The organism is Corynebacterium glutamicum ATCC 13032, assembly GCF_000011325.1.
In the GTDB taxonomy this organism is placed as follows: Bacteria; Actinomycetota; Actinomycetes; order Mycobacteriales; family Mycobacteriaceae; genus Corynebacterium; species Corynebacterium glutamicum.
In genome coordinates, this window is the sequence record NC_003450.3 from 1,593,352 (window position 1) to 1,611,026 (window position 17,675).

A 17,675-nucleotide genomic window follows, 5' to 3' on the forward strand; every position below is an offset into this window, starting at 1 on the left:
ATTGAAAGTATTTTGAATATCGACAGGTATCAATATACCGAAAGGTGTCGCATGACAAACTCAACTCAGACGCGGGCCAAGCCAGCCCGAATCTCATTTCTTGATAAATACATTCCACTTTGGATTATTTTGGCGATGGCGTTTGGGCTATTTTTAGGCCGGAGCGTTTCGGGACTCTCAGGCTTTCTAGGCGCAATGGAAGTCGGAGGGATCTCCTTGCCAATCGCTTTAGGCCTCCTTGTAATGATGTACCCACCGTTGGCCAAAGTTCGGTATGACAAAACTAAACAAATTGCCACTGATAAGCATTTGATGGGCGTGTCACTCATTCTCAATTGGGTGGTGGGTCCTGCCTTAATGTTCGCGCTAGCTTGGTTGTTCCTCCCAGACCAACCGGAATTACGAACCGGCCTGATTATTGTAGGACTCGCACGATGTATTGCGATGGTCTTGGTTTGGTCTGATATGTCCTGTGGAGACCGCGAGGCTACAGCAGTTCTCGTAGCCATTAATTCAGTTTTTCAAGTCGCAATGTTTGGTGCACTTGGCTGGTTCTATCTGCAAGTTTTACCATCCTGGCTAGGATTACCAACTACCACCGCTCAATTCTCTTTCTGGTCAATTGTGACTTCGGTTTTGGTGTTCCTCGGAATACCTCTACTTGCTGGAGTTTTCTCGCGAATTATTGGCGAAAAGATCAAGGGACGTGAGTGGTATGAACAAAAGTTCCTTCCGGCAATCTCTCCATTTGCACTAATCGGTCTGCTTTATACGATCGTCTTGTTGTTTTCATTGCAAGGTGATCAGATCGTCTCTCAACCATGGGCTGTAGTTCGTCTCGCGATACCATTGGTTATCTATTTCGTTGGAATGTTTTTCATTTCACTCATTGCGTCAAAACTATCTGGCATGAACTATGCAAAGTCTGCATCCGTCTCTTTCACTGCAGCTGGCAACAATTTTGAACTTGCGATTGCGGTGTCGATCGGAACGTTTGGCGCAACTTCTGCACAGGCTATGGCAGGAACGATTGGTCCCTTGATTGAAATTCCAGTACTTGTCGGCTTGGTCTACGCCATGCTGTGGCTAGGCCCCAAGTTGTTCCCAAATGACCCCACGCTGCCATCATCAGCTCGTTCTACCAGCCAAATCATCAACTCATAGCGAAGGAATCAACTTCATGAATAATCAACCATCAGTACTTTTCGTTTGCGTCGGCAATGGTGGAAAATCTCAAATGGCCGCAGCGCTAGCCAAAAAACATGCCGGGGACGCTCTCAAAGTTTATTCAGCTGGCACAAAGCCAGGTACGAAATTAAATCAACAGTCCCTTGATTCCATTGCTGAAGTTGGCGCAGATATGTCTCAAGGGTTTCCAAAGGGCATTGACCAGGAGTTAATTAAGCGAGTAGACCGCGTGGTCATTCTTGGTGCCGAAGCTCAACTAGAAATGCCTATCGATGCAAACGGCATACTACAGCGCTGGGTAACTGACGAACCCTCTGAACGTGGAATTGAAGGTATGGAACGCATGCGCCTGGTCCGAGATGATATTGACGCCCGAGTCCAAAACCTCGTCGCTGAACTAACCCAAAACGCATAGCAGTTTTCTAATCTCACACATCTTCAACACCGTTAAATCTATTGGTTTCCCCGTAAAATCTTCGAAAGGAAGAACATGACCGGGCAAGCTGCACCAAACTTGCATACCAATATTTTGAACCGTATCGCAAATGAACTGGCGTTGACCTATCAAGGAGTTTTCTCTGCAGAGACTATCAACCGCTATATTTTTGAATCGTATGTGTCGTTGGCGAGAACAGCAAAAATCCATACGCACCTGCCAATTTTGGCAGAAGGTTTTGCTAAAGACCGGCTGCACGCACTTGCGGTAGCTGAAGGTAAGGTGGCTTCACCTGTGCCTCAGGTCCTATTTATTTGCGTCCACAACGCAGGTCGTTCACAAATTGCTTCGGCGTTGTTGTCTCACTATGCCGGTAGTTCTGTAGAGGTACGTTCTGCAGGTTCTTTACCTGCTTCTGAAATTCACCCACTGGTGTTGGAAATTTTGTCAGAGCGAGGAGTGAACATTTCTGATGCATTTCCGAAACCGCTAACCGATGATGTTATTCGCGCATCTGACTATGTCATAACAATGGGATGTGGAGATGTGTGCCCAATGTATCCAGGAAAGCACTATCTTGATTGGGAGCTCGCTGATCCGTCAGATGAAGGTGAGGACAAGATACAGGAAATAATTGAGGAAATTGACGGTCGAATCCGCGAGCTTTGGAAAAGCATTCAATTATCGCAAAACTAGGCAGTCAAAGGTCTGGCACCCCCATTGCCCTGTTGAAACTGATATCGAGCCTCACATAGGGAAACTACGCGAGGCTCGATTGCTCGTTGGTTAAGCAAAAAGTGAATCCTCCAACAAAAGCGCCATCCCAGCCTCAACCGGAATGGCGCTAAAAAACTTCTACTGAAATTTACTCAAACTCAGGGAAAGCCTCTGCAGAAAGATCATCTGCACCAGTCTGCTTTGCAGCATCAAACATCAATTTAGTGATCTCTTCTTTTTCTTCAGGCTCAACAACAGCACCGTGGTGCTTTGTGTTGAACTTCTCCAGCTCATCAAGGGTGGACTGAGCGGAGGCGTTAACAGCATCAAGGTCTGGTGCTTCACCGAGCTTATCTAGGGAATCAAGGTAGTTTTCCAAGATGAAACGAAGATCTGGAAGTGCCTTGACATCGAAAGGTTCGTCCCAGAATTCCTTTTCGTCCTCTTTAAGGTATGAACCTGTTGCAAACTCTTCGAGAGTGGAGATGAATTCATCTACGGAAGGCTGGAAAGTGGCGCGAATGGTCATGAGATGTATTGTTCCTGAAATTTCCTAGAGCTGCACGCCCAGGAGGGCATCAATGGCTGCGACCACGATGTTTCCTACCTCGGTGAACTCTTTTGAATCGGTCGTGGTGTCGATACCCGCTGCCCAATTATCTACCGCGGCGAGCGCGCCGGGAGTATCAAGGTCAGCAGATAGGTGTGCACGAAGCTGCTCGACAACTGCAATGGCATCTTCCCTATTGGTTGCAGCTCGTGCTGCTTCACGCCAGGTTGCTAGACGCTGTTCTGCGGTGGCGAGGCTCTCTGCGTTCCAATCACGGTTGCCACGGTAATGGTTGGCAAAAACACCGAGGCGGATCGCGCCGGGCTCGTGGCCTGCAGCGGTGAGGCGGGAAACAAATTCCAGGTTGCCCAAAGACTTGGACATTTTCACGCCATCTTGGGATATCATGCCAGCGTGGACGTAGTGCTTAGCCATGCGCTCGACACCGTGAGCTGCTTCGGCGTGCGCTGCGGAGAACTCGTGGTGAGGGAAGATCAGGTCAGAGCCGCCACCTTGGATATCAAAGCTGTGTCCTAGGCGGTTGGTAGCGATTGCTGAACACTCGATGTGCCAGCCAGGACGACCTGCGCCGAATGGGGATTCCCAGCTTGGTTCACCTTCGCGGGCTGCGCGCCACAGGAGGGCATCCATGGGGTTTTTCTTGCCGGGACGCTCTGGGTCGCCGCCGCGTTCTGCGAAGAACTCAGCCATGGTCGCTGCGTCGTAATTGGACTCGTAGCCAAATTTGTCTGTGGCGTTGATTGATGCGTAGACATCTGGATATTCGGCGTCCTCGACGATGTACGCGGCGCCTTCGTCGAGAAGCGTCTTGACCATCTCAATGACTTCGTCGATGGACTCAATCGCACCGATGTAGTCCTTCGGCGGAATGATGCTCAGGGCTTCCATATCGCTGCGGAAGAGGTTGATTTGGCTGGTGCCGAGGTCGCGCCAGTCGACGCCGTCGCGGGCTGCGCGTTCAAACAGAGGGTCATCGACATCGGTGATGTTTTGGACGTAGTGGACATCGTGATCATTGTCCAGCAGGATGCGGTAGATCAGATCGAAAGCGAGGTATGTCGCCGCGTGCCCCAAGTGTGTGGAGTCGTAGGGAGTGATGCCACAGACGTACATGCCAACCGGTGTGTCGGATCCGGCAGGTGGGGTTTCAACCAGGCGTACTTCCTGATCTGCAGTGTCGAACAATTCCAAAGGCACAGGCGTGCCAGCGAGAGCAGGTACTTCAGGTGTAGGCCAAGATTGCATGGGTTTTACTCTATCTTCTTTCCGTAATTATTTCCGCGACAAGCTATTTGCAAGCTATGTGCAGGCTCATTGCACAAGTTCAGCGCGGAGACACGTCCTAAAAAATACTTATGAAATTATGTTCGACACCGAAATGTCACCTGAAACTTCAACCAAGCCGCCAGTGCACCTATTCCACAAACCAAAAAATCCGCCAACACGAATGCGGCGGATTTTTAAGATGTACAGGAATTTTATGGGTTGAGCATGCCCAGTGCGAGCAGCAGCATCACGAGCAGACCTGCAGGAATACGGTATGCAGCAAACCAGCTGAAGGAGTGGTTTGCCACGAACTTCATCAGCCACGCAATGGAAATGTAGCCAACTACGAAGGCAACCAGGGTACCCACGGTGAGCTGTAGGCCGGAGGCAGCTTGTCCGGAGCTTGGCGCAAAAGCGTCAGGCAGGGAGTACAAACCGGAGCCAAGCACTGCAGGGATTGCCAGCAGGAAGGAGAACTTGGTGGCTACTTCACGCTTGAGACCAAGGAACAAACCAGCAGAGATGGTGCCGCCGGAGCGAGACACGCCAGGGATCAGCGCAAGACACTGTGCAAGACCCATGATGATGGCATCTTTCATGGTCAGTTTGTCGTAGTCGCGTTCCTTCTTGCCCATCTTCTCGGCCAAAATGAACACCAGGGAGAACAGGATCAGCACGGATGCAGTGATCCACATATTTCGCAGCGCCTCACGGATCAGGTCCTTGCCCAACACACCCAAGATCACGACGGGAATGGTGGCAACAATGATCATCCAGCCCATGCGGTATTCAAATCCGCGGCGTTCCTTATTGAATACGCCAGCGAACCAACCTGTGATGATTTGCCAGATTTCCTTGGCAAAAAACACCAGCACTGCGGCTTCGGTACCAAGCTGAACCACGGCGGTAAAGGACGCGCCGGCATCGGCACCCCAGAACAGCTCAGAGATGATTCGGAGGTGTCCGCTGGAGCTGATCGGCAGGAACTCTGTGAGGCCTTGAACGATGGAGAGCACAATGGTTTGTACCCAGCCAATATTTTCAGTTGCGGCAGGATCTGCTGCTGCGGCTAGGAGGGTTATCTCTTCATTCACCCGATCTACCGTACTACCTTATGACCTCAGTAGTGTGGTGGGCGTGAAACAGCGAATGGTCGGTTCAAGTGGTTTGCGGGTATCCAGGCTCGGTTTGGGCACCTCAACATGGGGCTCGGGCACCGAGCTGGCTGAGGCAGGCGATATCTTTAAGGCGTTCATCAATTCTGGTGGCACGCTTATCGACGTCTCCCCCAACTACACCACCGGCGTCGCGGAAGAAATGCTCGGCACGATGTTGGATGCGGAAGTCTCTCGTTCGGCTGTCGTCATTTCCTCCAGCGCAGGTGTCAACCCCGCTCTGCCGCTCGGCCGACGTGTGGATTGCTCCCGCCGCAATTTGATTGCCCAATTAGATGTCACCCTGCGGGCATTAAACACTGACTATTTGGATTTGTGGTCTGTGGGCTATTGGGATGAGGGCACCCCACCGCATGAGGTGGCCGATACTTTGGATTACGCCGTGCGCACCGGCCGAGTCCGATATGCCGGTGTCCGAGGATATTCCGGTTGGCAGTTAGCGGTCACCCACGCTGCATCCAATCATGCAGCGGCCTCCGCCCGCCCCGTGGTCGTTGCACAAAATGAATACAGCCTGCTGGAACGCCGCGCAGAACAAGAACTCCTCCCTGCCACCCAACACCTAGGTGTCGGATTCTTTGCTGGCGCTCCGCTGGGGCAAGGCGTGCTGACTGCTAAATACCGCTCCGAAATTCCCCATGATTCCAGAGCTGCATCCACAGGACGCGACGCAGAAGTCCAAAGCTACCTAGATAATCGAGGCCGCATCATTGTCGATGCTCTTGATACTGCAGCCAAAGGATTAGGCATTAGCCCCGCTGTCACAGCCACCACCTGGGTGCGTGATCGTCCCGGAGTGACAGCTGTCATCGTGGGCGCTCGCACACATGAACAGCTGTCACATCTTCTCAAGGCGGAATCGGTGACTTTGCCAACACCAATCACACAAGCCCTTGATGATGTCTCCCTGTGACTTGGTCCAATTACATTCACTGGTAATCTGAAACCTTGTGAATATGCGCCGTCGATCCCGTGTGTCCCGTTTGCTTCCCGCCACAGCTTTGCTGGCCTCAACTGCACTTCTTTTAAGTGCATGTACGCAAGGGGTAACGGACTCCCCGGATATGGGCAAGGCAACTCCCGCTGTCTCCCCCGCAGCAAGCAACCCGGATGGCCAAGTAATTGAGTTCGGCAACATCACTGACATGGAAGTCACTGATGGTGACATCCTCGGTGTACGCACCGAAGACGCACTCGCTATTGGTACAGTCTCCGACTTCGAAGCGGGTAGCCAGGTGGAACTGGACGTCGATAAGCAATGCGGCGACCTGACCGCAACCGGCGGCACTTTCGTGCTCCCCTGCGCCGATGGCGTTTATTTGATTGATGCCAAGGACCCGGATCTGGATGAGTTGCGTGCAACTGACAAGCCAGTCACGGTGGCAGCCTTGACCAGCGATGATCAGCTTCTGGTGGGCAATGGTGAAGATGAAGAACTCACCATCTACCGCGAGGGCGAAGAGCCAGAAACCTTCACCGTCGCGGGTCCCAATACCCAGCTCATCGCCGTTCCTGTCATTGATCGCCACGACGCCGTTGTGCGCACCTGGAACGAAAACACCACGATTCAAGATGTGGACTACCCCAACGACCGTGAAGGCGCGACCCTTCGCGTGGGACTCGGCGTTGGTCAAATGGCTGGTGGCGAAGACGGCCTGCTGGTGGTCTCTGATGAAATGGGTGGCCAAATTGCCATCTACAACGCTGATGATGTCATCCGACTTCAAATGACCGCCCCCACCGACGAGAACCCATGGGCCGTTGCCTGGGATTCTTCCAACGCGCTCGCCTGGATCACCTCACTGACCGAAAACACCCTGGTCGGATACAAAATCTCTGAAGGCGTGCCTGAGGAAGAACAGCGCTTAAACACCATCGCAGACGCGCAAAACCTCGTGGTATTAAGCGATTCCACCCTCGTCGTAGCATCCGCAACCGGCGACGGCATCCAAATCATCGACAACCCAGCATCTTAAAAAGGACACCCATGAGCAAGCAATCCCCCACCCGCAAGCTGCGTCAAACCGTCTACGATGCCAGCCTCAAAGTGATGTTCACCCTGCGCCCCGAACGCATCCACGGGATAATGAACAAAGCACTCGGAGTCGTCGACGGCGTCGCACCTCTAAACCGCACCATGGAAAAAATCATCGCAGTGCACGATGATTCCCTCTCCCAGGAAGTCTTCGGCGTCACCTTCCCACGACCACTAGGCCTCGCCGCAGGTTTCGACAAAAACGCATCAATGGCTGATGCCTGGGGTGCCGTTGGATTCGGATACGCCGAACTTGGCACCGTCACCGCCTCCCCACAGCCAGGAAACCCCACCCCGCGCCTTTTCCGCCTGCCTGCCGACAAAGCTATCTTGAACCGCATGGGATTCAACAACCTGGGTGCAGCAGAAGTCGCAAAAAACCTGCGCAACCGGAAATCCACCGATGTCATCGGCATCAACATCGGTAAAACCAAAGTGGTTCCCGCTGAACACGCAGTAGATGACTACCGCCGTTCTGCATCTTTGTTAGGTGATCTTGCTGATTACCTGGTTGTCAACGTTTCCTCCCCCAACACTCCGGGTCTCCGCGATCTGCAGGCTGTGGAATCTTTGCGACCAATCCTCGCCGCAGTGCAGGAATCCACCACCGTCCCAGTCTTGGTGAAAATCGCACCAGACCTCTCCGACGAAGACATCGACGCCGTAGCTGACCTGGCAGTTGAGCTCAAACTCGCCGGAATCGTAGCCACCAATACCACCATTTCCCGCGAAGGCCTCAACACTCCTTCAGGTGAAGTCGAAGCCATGGGTGCTGGCGGAATCTCCGGTGCTCCAGTAGCAGCCCGATCTTTGGAGGTACTCAAGCGCCTCTACGCACGGGTAGGCAAAGAGATGGTGTTGATCTCTGTCGGTGGCATCAGCACCCCTGAGCAAGCCTGGGAACGCATCACCTCCGGCGCAACCCTTCTGCAGGGATACACCCCATTCATCTACGGTGGCCCCGATTGGATCAGAGATATCCACCTTGGTATCGCCAAGCAGCTGAAAGCTCACGGTCTGCGCAACATCGCTGACGCTGTGGGCAGCGAATTGGAGTGGAAGAACTAAACAGACCAAACACACGTGCCAGGATCTTGCTGAAACAGCGGATCTTGGCACGTGTGTCTGTCTTTTGTCTGTTCTGGTGCCTCACATGCCGCTTTGGACTTACAACTTCAAAGACGTACTTTATTGCACAAAACGAACATTGAGTCCATAAAATCTCCATTTTGAGAACACCGCAAAATCAGGCAATTCTGCACGGAGCGCGCTTTCAATAATGTCACCTTGCGCTACCCACGACTCAACATCAGATCCAGCTTTCCACTGCGGACGCCCTTTGGGAGCATCTTCGACATCAACAAAATTTGCTAACCAGTAGCGAGTCCACAGCTGGATTTTTTCACTCAACTCGTTCGATAAACCTAATTCATCAGGATACGTCACAAACCGTACCCCTTTCCTCGGAAATGGCACCTTGTCCGCCCACAGCGAGTTTCGGATTCCATATTCGAGATTTAAATATAGAGTTGGCTTCTTCATTGTGAATCATCCCCTAAGCGTGAACCACAGGCATTCCAGTCACCTGATTCTGGCTCATCACCAGCTCACGCAGTAACAACAGTATTCATCGACGAAACCACCTCAACGCTACTAGTCGATCAAAGGCTTTTTAACGGGTCGAGATTCTGGGTTAGGTGTTTGTATGGCGTTGTGGGTTTGAGGCCCTCAGAGACGATTCTGGAAGGCCACTTTCTTTTGATCCTGGCGGCGATTTTTCGGTGCTTGGTAGCGGAATGTCAATCGAGACCAAGCGTCCCCCGGCGGGTCGATTTTTTGGTCTCGAATGACAGTTTCGCTCTCTGGAAACTCTCAGTGTCAGGTCAGTGGTGAACCACCATCCTTAGCAAGGAGTTCATCATGTCCATCCCCTTCTCAGTCCTTCAGGACTACCTGGATCTGATCAGTCCCGAAGCCTTACCCCAGATCCCACAGCCCCCGGCCCCTGCCCCCACAGCACCCCAGCTACCACCGGCGCCGGACCCACACAGCATCGAGTGGCCGATCTTCCCACCAGATCGAATCTCCGCCAACGGGCGACGCTACTACGAGCCACAAACACGACTCGAGTTCATGCGGATCTACACCACCCTGCCGCACGGCTACCGCCAGCCCTTCCTTAAAGCCAACAACATCGGCCACTGCACCGTTCGAACCTGGCTAGCAGCAATAAGCACCTTCAGCCGACTTCCCCATGCTTTTGATGATGCCCACCGCTTCGGGATCGAACGCACCACCCCAGTCGACGATGTCACCACACTAACGGCTGATGACAAACGTGACCTGGTCATAGGATACTTAGCTCAACCACACGGTCAGGGCCAGCAATTCCTCACGTTTTACCAACTCCGTAAGCACACCATCATGGCCTGGTGCGCCGCTATGACCGACGGGGACTTAGACGCTGATATCTCACCCCGCCAGATCGGGTTGATGACCACCCGAACCGTGGTCGAAATCGTTCGACTACGCCACATGATTGCCCAACAACTAGAAAGAGCCACGATCATGGAAAACGAGTACCTCAAAGAAATCGCAGCGCTGAAGAAAGAACTCGCGCACTACAAGCAAAAAGACCATCAGAATCAAATGGTGATCGATATCTTGGGAAAAGCTATTGGGACCAGGCCCAATCCTGGCGAGGGCTTAGACGAGGAGGACGCCACCTAAACGTGGATGAGCAACGCGCCTTTGATCAAGGACTCAAGGAAGAAAACACCTTGATCACAGATCTCACCACCTGTGCCAGGCTGAGCCATAACAAGGCATTACGGCTGATCAAGCTGTCGAAATCAACGGCGTATTACCGCAACAAGCCGCGTCCCCGTCCTGCACCGAAACCTGTCCTGCAGGCCGTGCCAGCACCAACAGCACCTGGTGTGGAACCCACACCAGAGCCTTGGCAGGGGAAGGAGCCAGCAGTGTCGTCGGTGCGTCAAGCGTTGGCAGAACACGAACGCCAGTTCATTGTTGATGCGATCACCGCGTACCCACAACTGAGCGTTAGTGGGGTGTTTAACATGTTGTTTAACAAAGGCATCTACCGCGCATCACTACGTACATGGTGGCGTGTTGCCAAGCAGCACAAGTTGTTACACAAAGACCGAGTCAGTGCCCTGTCCCCGGGGAAACGATCACCAACGCCACGGGTTAAGCCGAGGTTGGAAGCAACACAGCCTGGTCAGGTGGTGTGTTGGGATGTGACGTTCTTGCCGTCGCTGGTACGTGGTAAGACCTATGCGTTGCATCTGGCGATTGATTTGTTTTCCCGCAAGATTGTTGGGGCGAAGGTCGCGCCGACGGAAAATACCTCCACCGCGGTGGAGTTGTTAACGCAGGTGTTAGCGGATAATCCGGGTGTGGTGACGGTGCATTCGGATAATGGGTCGGCGATGACATCGACGAGGGTGCGGCGGTTGTTAGCGGATCATGGTGTGGCGTTGTCGTTGATTCGGCCGCGGGTGAGTGATGATAATGCGTTTGTGGAGTCGGTGTTTCATACGTTGAAGTATCGGCCGTTTTATCCGAAGGTGTTTGCATCGATGGATCAGGCCCGGGTGTGGGTGGAGGAGTTTGTGGTGTATTACAACACGGTTCATCCGCATTCTGGTGTGGCTGGGCATACTCCGCAGTCGGTGTTTGATGGTAGTTGGAGGGCGGCTCATAGGTTGCGTGTGCAGGCGTTGGATGCCCATTACCGGCAGTTCCCGCAGCGGTATGTGGGGCGGCCGGTGGTTCAGGAAGTTGCTGGTGTGGTGCGTCTTAATGGTGCGCGTGATGATGGGTCTGTACAGGAGAGGGTTGGTGGTGTAGCGTCGCTGTTAAGTGCTTGAGTTAGCATGTGTTCTTATCGCCCCCCTGGTTCACAAACCCCTGGCAGCGAGCGGAAAAGTGCATTTTTAGGCCAAGGGCCCTCGGATCTTCGAGCGCTTTGGTCTCTTTTGCACGTCTGACCGAACCAGATCACCTAGAAACGCCAAAGGCCCCGCAAGTATCAAACCTGCGGGGCCTTTGAGGTACCTGTTTCCTATTTTGTTGACTTAGGAAGCTGCGCACGGCGGATAACCAAACCGCACAGCAAGGCAGCCACTCCCCACGCGGTGAGCCAGAACTGCTCCACGACATAAACCTGAATAGTTGGAAGCAAACGACTTACGATCACCAGGGCTACAGCGATGCTCAAAGAAATGATCTGTGTCTTTGAGCTTGGCTCGTACTTGCTGGTGGTAGCGAATGCGCCGAGAATGATCGAGGCAACGAGGATCAGAAGGAATCCTGGAGTGATCACAAATGGGCTCAGCATGCCGGCGGTAAACAGCTCAATTGCTGCAAACACCAACAAAACCAGACCTAAGGCTACGAAAGCTCCACCGATGCGGATTGCTGCCGGAACTTTACGCCAGCTGGCACGGCCTTCGAGGCTGGTGAGCTTTTTTAATGATCTTCCCGATGCTGAACTCATAATGTGACATACCCTACTAGTTCTCGTACCATCCCCACACAATTGACCTGCCAAGAGTGTGGAAATACAGGTTGAAGCCTAGAACAGTGGGGGTAGCGTCGGGGGCGATGTCGAGTTTTTCCACATCAAGTGCATGAACTGCGAAGAGGTAACGGTGCGGTGCGTGGCCAGCTGGAGGTTGCGCTCCGTAGAAGCCACGCTTGCCGGAATCACCCTTGAGGGAAACTACGCCTTCGATGCCGCCGAGGGTTTCATCGCCAGCACCGGTGGGGATCTCCGTGACAGTTGTGGGGATGTTAAACACTGCCCAGTGCCAGAAACCAGCGCCGGTTGGGGCATCTGGGTCGAGGCAGGTGATCGCGAGGGATTTGGTGCCTTCTGGAAGATCTGACCAGGACAGCTGTGGGGAAATATCGGTGCCACCGAGTTGGGCTTCGGCCAGCTTTGCACCGTTTTCCAAGTCGGTGGAGGTGAGGGTAAAGCTTGGCTTTTCACCAAGCGGTGCGTAGGGGTCTGGGCCTGGGAAACGATCGTCTTGGTAGGTGCTCATGTCTTCGTTTCTACCCCAAATCTCTAGAGTTTGTGGTGGATTTGAACTATTGAGCACTCCATCGTTGATACAGCTGCGCGTAGCGGCCCTCAAAAGCAAGTAATTCCTGGTGAGTGCCGTCTTCGGTGATTGTGCCTTGTTCCATCACGATGATGCGATCTGCGACAACTGCTTGGTCAAGGCGGTGCGCAACAACCAAGGTGGTGCGGTTTCGTGCGATTTCTGTGGCGGCTTTTTCCAACATGCGGGCATCATCGCTGCCGGCTTCACTGGTGGCTTCATCCATGATCAACACAGGTGGATTGCGGAGCACGATGCGGGCAAGAGAGATTTGCTGTTGGATTTCAGGGGTGAGTTCTTCTGCGCCGGCGCCAATTTTGGTGTCTAATCCGGATGGAAAGAAACGTCGAAAAGCAGTTGTCATTTGCCCGAGCCCGACCGACTCGAGCGCTGCGTGGAGCTGCGCGTCGGTGGCGTGCGCATTGGCCATGCGAAGATCCTCTGCCAGAGTGCCTGCGAAAAGGTGGACTTCCTGGCTGATCAGCGCAACCTGGCGGGTAGTCCACGTGTCGGTGACGGTGGCGGTGTTGATGCCCCCGACCAAAACGGCGCCGGAATCAGGGCGCTGCAGCCCCGCAATGACGCCCGCGAGCGTGGATTTTCCCGCACCAGAAGTACCGACCAGCGCTGTGGTTGTTCCTGCTTCCAAGACCAGATTGAAATCCTCCAAAATGGCCACGCCGCCGGGATATTTAAACGTCACGTCCTGCACAGTCACGGAGGGTGGTTCTGTGCAATCGGCAGACTCAGACAGCTGTTCGGTGCGACGAGCCATCTGGGCAAGGGACACCGCGCGACCAAGAGAAGTAGACGCACTCTGAATTTCCGATGCGAAGAACAGCACGTTGAACACGTGAATTTCCATGCGCACAACCACGAAAACTGCTGCCGTTGCCGCTCCAATGCTCATCGCATCCTGGGCAACCCAAAACGCACTGAGCCCAAACACGCCAATTAGCAGCAGGCCATAAGCAATCGAACCAAGGGCGAGCAGACGAGTGAAAATCGGCGCGCGATCAGCTGTTGCTTGCACCGCAGTCCACGACGCTTGGCGCATCCGCTGCACACCCCACGCACCGAGCTTGAGCACACGCAGTGTTTCAATGCCACGGATCGTATCGAGGAGCAGATTGTTTCGACGCGCCTCCGTACTGGACACAATATTTGTTGCCGAAGGAATAGCTCGCACGGCTTTCCGACCGCTGGGAATCAGCACCACAATCACTGCGATGAACAGGATCACAAAGGTCCAGTGAATGGTCATCAACGCGAACAAGGAGCTGGGCAGAATCAAAATGGTGATCACCAAACGCACACCTACCATGCCGACGATGCGCACAGTGTTATCGATGTCTTGCGTCAGGCGGCTAATCACGTTTCCCGTGCCCAATTCCATGACATCAGGAACCGGTGCACGCAACGCCGAAGACAGCGCAGCTTTCCGCAGATCCACCGACAGGCGACGTGCCAAGGTGTTGATCACCAATTGCAGCAGCGCGCGACCGGCAGTTTCTGCTAAAATTCCAGCGCCCACCAAACCAAGCAACCAGATCATTGCGGTCGATCCTGAACCGATCAGCGGCAACGACTGCCCATTGATCAGATCAACGGAATAGCCCAACAAGTTGGACGTGCCGACCATCGCCACGACCGTGACCACGCTAATAACCACGAAACTCACATACCACCAGGCCTTGGGCCCCGAAGGCATCGTTTTCAGCTCACGCCACGACTCCGCCAACGACGCCGGCTGCAGCGCATCCGCAACGCGCTCATGCTGCGCCATCTACTTCACCCCTTCCGAAAAATCAGATTGCATCTGCTTTGCGACGCCGTGCCACGTCGGGTTCGACGTAATGACGACGGTTTTCCGGCCTCGACGAAGCTTTTCGACGCGATGTGCCACTTCATCCAGGGTCACCGCATCCAACCCCGTGGTCGGTTCATCCAAAATGAGCACCTCAGGATCAACAGCCAAGAATCGTGCCAAAGCAATCCTCTGGCGTTGGCCACCGGAGAGATTCAATCCGGCCTCGCCGATCAAGGTATCTGGAAGCTCAAACTCCCCCGGCATGTTCAGATCAGCACCCAATCGGCTCAAGATGTCCTCACAACTTGCAGCATGAAGAGCAGCGCGCAGCATCTCCGGTGCGATAGTGCCCATCGGATTCAAATTATCCTTCAGCACACCTTCAAACACGCTGACGCGGTGAGGAGCCACAATGACATCTTCACGAACCTGAAGCGCCTCCAACTCCCGATCAATCACATCGCGTGCCTCAGGTGTCGAAGGATCCCACACCGTGATCCCCTCTTCAAATTCAAAGGTGGCAGGCTGAGGTCGTGGCTCAGCGGCCGCCTTATCCAGTTCAGTGACTAAGTTTTGGACCCTTTTTGTCGAAGCCTGTCCCCTAGCCCAAATCTCTGTCATCATGCCAAGCGACACACCCAACACAGTCAACGAAGGTGGCACCAGCAACGTCACCGAGATCATCTCACCACCAGTTATGTCACCGTCAAAAGCCAACAGTGACGCATAAGCCAAAAGACCCACAGAAAACACCGCTGGGACAAGTTGGCGCACAAAAGTCAGCAACGACTGCAGACGAACTTCCTTCAACATGATTGCCAAGGCTTCATCAGCCGCTGCGCCAAAGCGCTCCTCAGTTTGAGAAACAGCGCCCAAACCTTTCACCACCCTGGATCCCTGCGCCACATCGGTAGCCAAAGACACCGACTTCGATTCCGCCTCACGGCGTTTCGCGGAAATCTTAGTCAACGGAGTTGCCGTGAAATAGGAAGCCAACGCGGTAAACACTCCACCCACCACGAGTAACACCGCAATCAGCGGAGAAATCGGCGCAATAGAAATAGTGGAACCCAACAAATAGCCCACCATCATGATGGGAAAGTTCAGCACCTGCTTCAACCCACCAATTTGAACCGAGTCCTGATCGACCGTATTCAACATCTCACCAGGAGTCAGCGAATTACGTGGCGTAGTAACCAACTTGCCCGAAAGCTCAAGGCGCAAGTTGTGCACTACCCTGGCACTCGCTAAATCAGTCAATGCATCAGCCGAGCCCTCCAGGATGTAGATCACCCACAACAGCACAGCCAGCGCCACCGATACCACCAGTACTGGCATCAACTCACCTGAGCCAAACGCCCATTCCGAGCCACGCCCAACCACCAGCGACACCACAGCACCAAACATGCTGGACACCAACATGCCGAATACCAACAGCCACGTAGCAGCAGGAAACGCCCACAGTAACGCCCAAGCACTTTTAACTGGCGTGGAGTTCTCCAACTTGGGAAGCAAGGGTGTGCCCTCATCTGGAGAATCCGGAACAAACCAGGACCATGTGCGCATCCTGGGGAATTCATTTGTCATGGCGAAAACACTACCGCAGCTTTATACGGACAGTACTTACAAAGCTGTAAGTACAACTTTGTCTTTTTAGCTAATGACCTGCAGATTTGTGTTCAAGGAAAGATTCGGGCTATTGTTTATCTCGTGCCAAGGGCAATAAGCCCTAAACACCCAGCCCGGGTGGCGGAATGGCAGACGCGCTAGCTTGAGGTGCTAGTGTCCTATTAACGGACGTGGGGGTTCAAGTCCCCCCCCGGGCACACTGTGTTGAGACAGTATTTAAGACTCTGAACTTTATTCAAGTCCAGAGTCTTACCTTATGCCTTATGTTTTACTCACACACCCAGCCCGGGTGGCGGAATGGCAGACGCGCTAGCTTGAGGTGCTAGTGTCCTATTAACGGACGTGGGGGTTCAAGTCCCCCCCCGGGCACAAATTAGTTAAATCACCCTGTACAAGATTACTTCTTGTACAGGGTGATTTTCTGTTTCTCCTACGGCTGCTCAAAAATGCATTGTATACTGCGACCACTACAGCTGTTTTGACTGCTTTGTTTTGGGAAATCCAGTTATCTTATTTCTTTTTTGACGCCTACCATTGTTCCAATATGTCTTTGCGCGGACGCGATTGTGTCTCACGCCAAAAATCTAACCTGATCTGACACGGCAATGAATCCCAACTGCGTCCTGAATTTCGATATTCCCGAGTTCCAACGCTGCTCGGATGACCGAGACCCGCGTACTCCCTCCAACCTTCAGAACGCGAATACCCACGTTCGCGATACTTGCCAGGAGCTAACTCCCAGGAATACAGCTGTTCGCCAGGAAAGAAAAAAGCATCACGATCACCTGATGATTCGACACCAAAATAGGCTGGTTCAGTCCCGAAGAACTCAATTCCCTGAGCTGTAATGAAAGGACATTGGTATGGGGTTGCCTCTGACATCGTTTGAGCTCTCCATCCTTTTCATTTCGCTATTCTGGTATCCATGAGTCCCACCGTTTTGCCTGCTACACAAGCTGACTTCCCTAAGATCGTCGATGTTCTGGTTGAAGCATTCGCCAACGATCCAGCATTTTTACGATGGATCCCGCAGCCGGACCCCGGTTCAGCAAAGCTTCGAGCACTTTTCGAACTGCAGATTGAGAAGCAGTATGCAGTGGCGGGAAATATTGATGTCGCGCGTGATTCTGAGGGAGAAATCGTCGGCGTCGCGTTATGGGATCGGCCAGATGGTAATCACAGTGCCAAAGATCAAGCAGCGATGCTCCCCCGGCTCGTCTCCATTTTCGGGATCAAGGCTGCGCAGGTGGCGTGGACGGATTTGAGTTCGGCTCGTTTCCACCCCAAATTCCCCCATTGGTACCTCTACACCGTGGCAACATCTAGTTCTGCCCGTGGAACGGGTGTTGGCAGTGCGCTTCTTAATCACGGAATCGCTCGCGCGGGTGATGAAGCTATCTATTTGGAGGCGACGTCGACTCGTGCGGCTCAACTATATAACCGTCTGGGATTTGTGCCCTTGGGTTATATCCCCTCAGATGATGATGGCACTCCTGAACTGGCGATGTGGAAACCGCCAGCGATGCCAACTGTTTAACCCTGAAGGCGATTTAAGGGGTCGAGGATCTCAGAGTAGGCCACGGTGTGGGTGAGGCCTTTTCAAGGTCGCAGAAGCGATTCTGGACGGTCTCAATTTTGGGACTCATGGGTCAGATGTGATTCCTGCCAATTCACTGATCAAGAGCTCACCACAAGCAAACCCCAGAATCCAAAATC

Annotated in this window: 17 protein-coding genes and 2 tRNA genes; 11 read left to right on the plus strand and 8 right to left on the minus strand. The window is 53.4% G+C overall.

The window, feature by feature from the left end; genetic code table 11:
* The first annotated feature begins 51 nt into the window (after positions 1 to 51).
* The 3 genes from arsB to CGL_RS07575 all read left to right on the plus strand — a co-directional run bounded on the left by arsB (position 52) and on the right by CGL_RS07575 (position 2,320).
* A complete protein-coding gene (gene arsB, locus CGL_RS07565; RefSeq protein ID WP_011265757.1) occupies positions 52 to 1,164 on the plus strand; it encodes an ACR3 family arsenite efflux transporter in 1,113 nt (370 codons plus the stop codon).
* Between the two features lie 16 nt (positions 1,165 to 1,180).
* Positions 1,181 to 1,603, plus strand: coding sequence for a low molecular weight phosphatase family protein (locus CGL_RS07570; protein ID WP_011014415.1), 423 nt, complete (start codon positions 1,181 to 1,183; stop codon positions 1,601 to 1,603).
* Between the two features lie 75 nt (positions 1,604 to 1,678).
* On the plus strand, positions 1,679 to 2,320 hold the full coding sequence (locus CGL_RS07575) for an arsenate reductase ArsC (RefSeq protein WP_011014416.1): 642 nt from the start codon (positions 1,679 to 1,681) through the stop codon (positions 2,318 to 2,320).
* Positions 2,321 to 2,489: 169 nt separating this feature from the next.
* On the opposite strand, the gene CGL_RS07580 is transcribed toward CGL_RS07575, so the two are convergent.
* The 3 genes from CGL_RS07580 to CGL_RS07590 form a co-directional block, all read right to left on the minus strand.
* The gene (locus tag CGL_RS07580) at positions 2,490 to 2,870 is read right to left on the minus strand and encodes a hypothetical protein (RefSeq protein ID WP_003856129.1); all 381 of its coding nucleotides are present in this window, start codon (positions 2,868 to 2,870) and stop codon (positions 2,490 to 2,492) included.
* Positions 2,871 to 2,894: 24 nt separating this feature from the next.
* Complete coding sequence (mshC, locus tag CGL_RS07585; RefSeq protein ID WP_011014417.1) at positions 2,895 to 4,157, minus strand: cysteine--1-D-myo-inosityl 2-amino-2-deoxy-alpha-D-glucopyranoside ligase; 1,263 nt, start codon at positions 4,155 to 4,157, stop codon at positions 2,895 to 2,897.
* 233 nt (positions 4,158 to 4,390) lie between these two features.
* On the minus strand, positions 4,391 to 5,272 hold the full coding sequence (locus CGL_RS07590) for an undecaprenyl-diphosphate phosphatase (RefSeq protein ID WP_003856127.1): 882 nt from the start codon (positions 5,270 to 5,272) through the stop codon (positions 4,391 to 4,393).
* A 55-nt stretch (positions 5,273 to 5,327) separates the two neighbouring features.
* On the opposite strand from CGL_RS07590, the gene CGL_RS07595 reads away from it, so the two are divergent.
* From CGL_RS07595 to CGL_RS07605, 3 genes are read left to right on the plus strand one after another with little or no spacing between them, the layout of a single operon-like run.
* On the plus strand, positions 5,328 to 6,266 hold the full coding sequence (locus CGL_RS07595; protein WP_011265758.1) for an aldo/keto reductase: 939 nt from the start codon (positions 5,328 to 5,330) through the stop codon (positions 6,264 to 6,266).
* A 37-nt stretch (positions 6,267 to 6,303) separates the two neighbouring features.
* On the plus strand, positions 6,304 to 7,329 hold the full coding sequence (locus tag CGL_RS07600; RefSeq protein ID WP_011265759.1) for a hypothetical protein: 1,026 nt from the start codon (positions 6,304 to 6,306) through the stop codon (positions 7,327 to 7,329).
* A gap of 11 nt (positions 7,330 to 7,340) precedes the next feature.
* The gene (locus tag CGL_RS07605; RefSeq protein WP_011014420.1) at positions 7,341 to 8,456 is read left to right on the plus strand and encodes a quinone-dependent dihydroorotate dehydrogenase; all 1,116 of its coding nucleotides are present in this window, start codon (positions 7,341 to 7,343) and stop codon (positions 8,454 to 8,456) included.
* A gap of 120 nt (positions 8,457 to 8,576) precedes the next feature.
* On the opposite strand, the gene CGL_RS07610 is transcribed toward CGL_RS07605, so the two are convergent.
* Positions 8,577 to 8,930 carry a hypothetical protein gene (locus CGL_RS07610; RefSeq protein ID WP_011265760.1) on the minus strand — a complete coding sequence of 118 codons (354 nt, stop codon included), beginning with the start codon at positions 8,928 to 8,930 and terminating at the stop codon, positions 8,577 to 8,579.
* A gap of 378 nt (positions 8,931 to 9,308) precedes the next feature.
* On the opposite strand from CGL_RS07610, the gene CGL_RS07615 reads away from it, so the two are divergent.
* Together CGL_RS07615 and CGL_RS07620 are read left to right on the plus strand one after the other, a co-directional pair.
* A complete protein-coding gene (locus CGL_RS07615) occupies positions 9,309 to 10,118 on the plus strand; it encodes a hypothetical protein (RefSeq protein ID WP_011014422.1) in 810 nt (269 codons plus the stop codon).
* A 2-nt stretch (positions 10,119 to 10,120) separates the two neighbouring features.
* The gene (locus CGL_RS07620) at positions 10,121 to 11,281 is read left to right on the plus strand and encodes an IS3 family transposase (protein ID WP_011014423.1); all 1,161 of its coding nucleotides are present in this window, start codon (positions 10,121 to 10,123) and stop codon (positions 11,279 to 11,281) included.
* A gap of 194 nt (positions 11,282 to 11,475) precedes the next feature.
* Here CGL_RS07620 and CGL_RS07625 read toward each other — a convergent pair whose 3' ends face one another.
* Genes CGL_RS07625 through CGL_RS07640 form a run of 4 tightly spaced genes read right to left on the minus strand, consistent with a single transcriptional unit; the run spans position 11,476 to position 15,917 of the window.
* On the minus strand, positions 11,476 to 11,910 hold the full coding sequence (locus CGL_RS07625; RefSeq protein WP_003856120.1) for a hypothetical protein: 435 nt from the start codon (positions 11,908 to 11,910) through the stop codon (positions 11,476 to 11,478).
* Between the two features lie 16 nt (positions 11,911 to 11,926).
* The gene (locus tag CGL_RS07630) at positions 11,927 to 12,460 is read right to left on the minus strand and encodes a YbhB/YbcL family Raf kinase inhibitor-like protein (RefSeq protein WP_003856119.1); all 534 of its coding nucleotides are present in this window, start codon (positions 12,458 to 12,460) and stop codon (positions 11,927 to 11,929) included.
* Between the two features lie 46 nt (positions 12,461 to 12,506).
* Positions 12,507 to 14,306: an ABC transporter ATP-binding protein gene (locus CGL_RS07635; RefSeq protein WP_011014424.1), complete on the minus strand. Its 1,800-nt coding sequence runs from the start codon at positions 14,304 to 14,306 to the stop codon at positions 12,507 to 12,509.
* Positions 14,307 to 15,917: an ABC transporter transmembrane domain-containing protein gene (locus tag CGL_RS07640; RefSeq protein WP_020948580.1), complete on the minus strand. Its 1,611-nt coding sequence runs from the start codon at positions 15,915 to 15,917 to the stop codon at positions 14,307 to 14,309. It abuts the gene before it with no gap.
* A 153-nt stretch (positions 15,918 to 16,070) separates the two neighbouring features.
* On the opposite strand from CGL_RS07640, the gene CGL_RS07645 reads away from it, so the two are divergent.
* From CGL_RS07645 to CGL_RS07655, 3 genes are all read left to right on the plus strand, one after another.
* Positions 16,071 to 16,156: transfer RNA gene (locus CGL_RS07645), tRNA-Leu, on the plus strand.
* Positions 16,157 to 16,242: 86 nt separating this feature from the next.
* A tRNA-Leu gene (locus CGL_RS07650) sits at positions 16,243 to 16,328 on the plus strand.
* 556 nt (positions 16,329 to 16,884) lie between these two features.
* Positions 16,885 to 17,496 carry a GNAT family N-acetyltransferase gene (locus CGL_RS07655; protein WP_003862331.1) on the plus strand — a complete coding sequence of 204 codons (612 nt, stop codon included), beginning with the start codon at positions 16,885 to 16,887 and terminating at the stop codon, positions 17,494 to 17,496.
* The last annotated feature ends 179 nt before the right edge of the window (positions 17,497 to 17,675 follow it).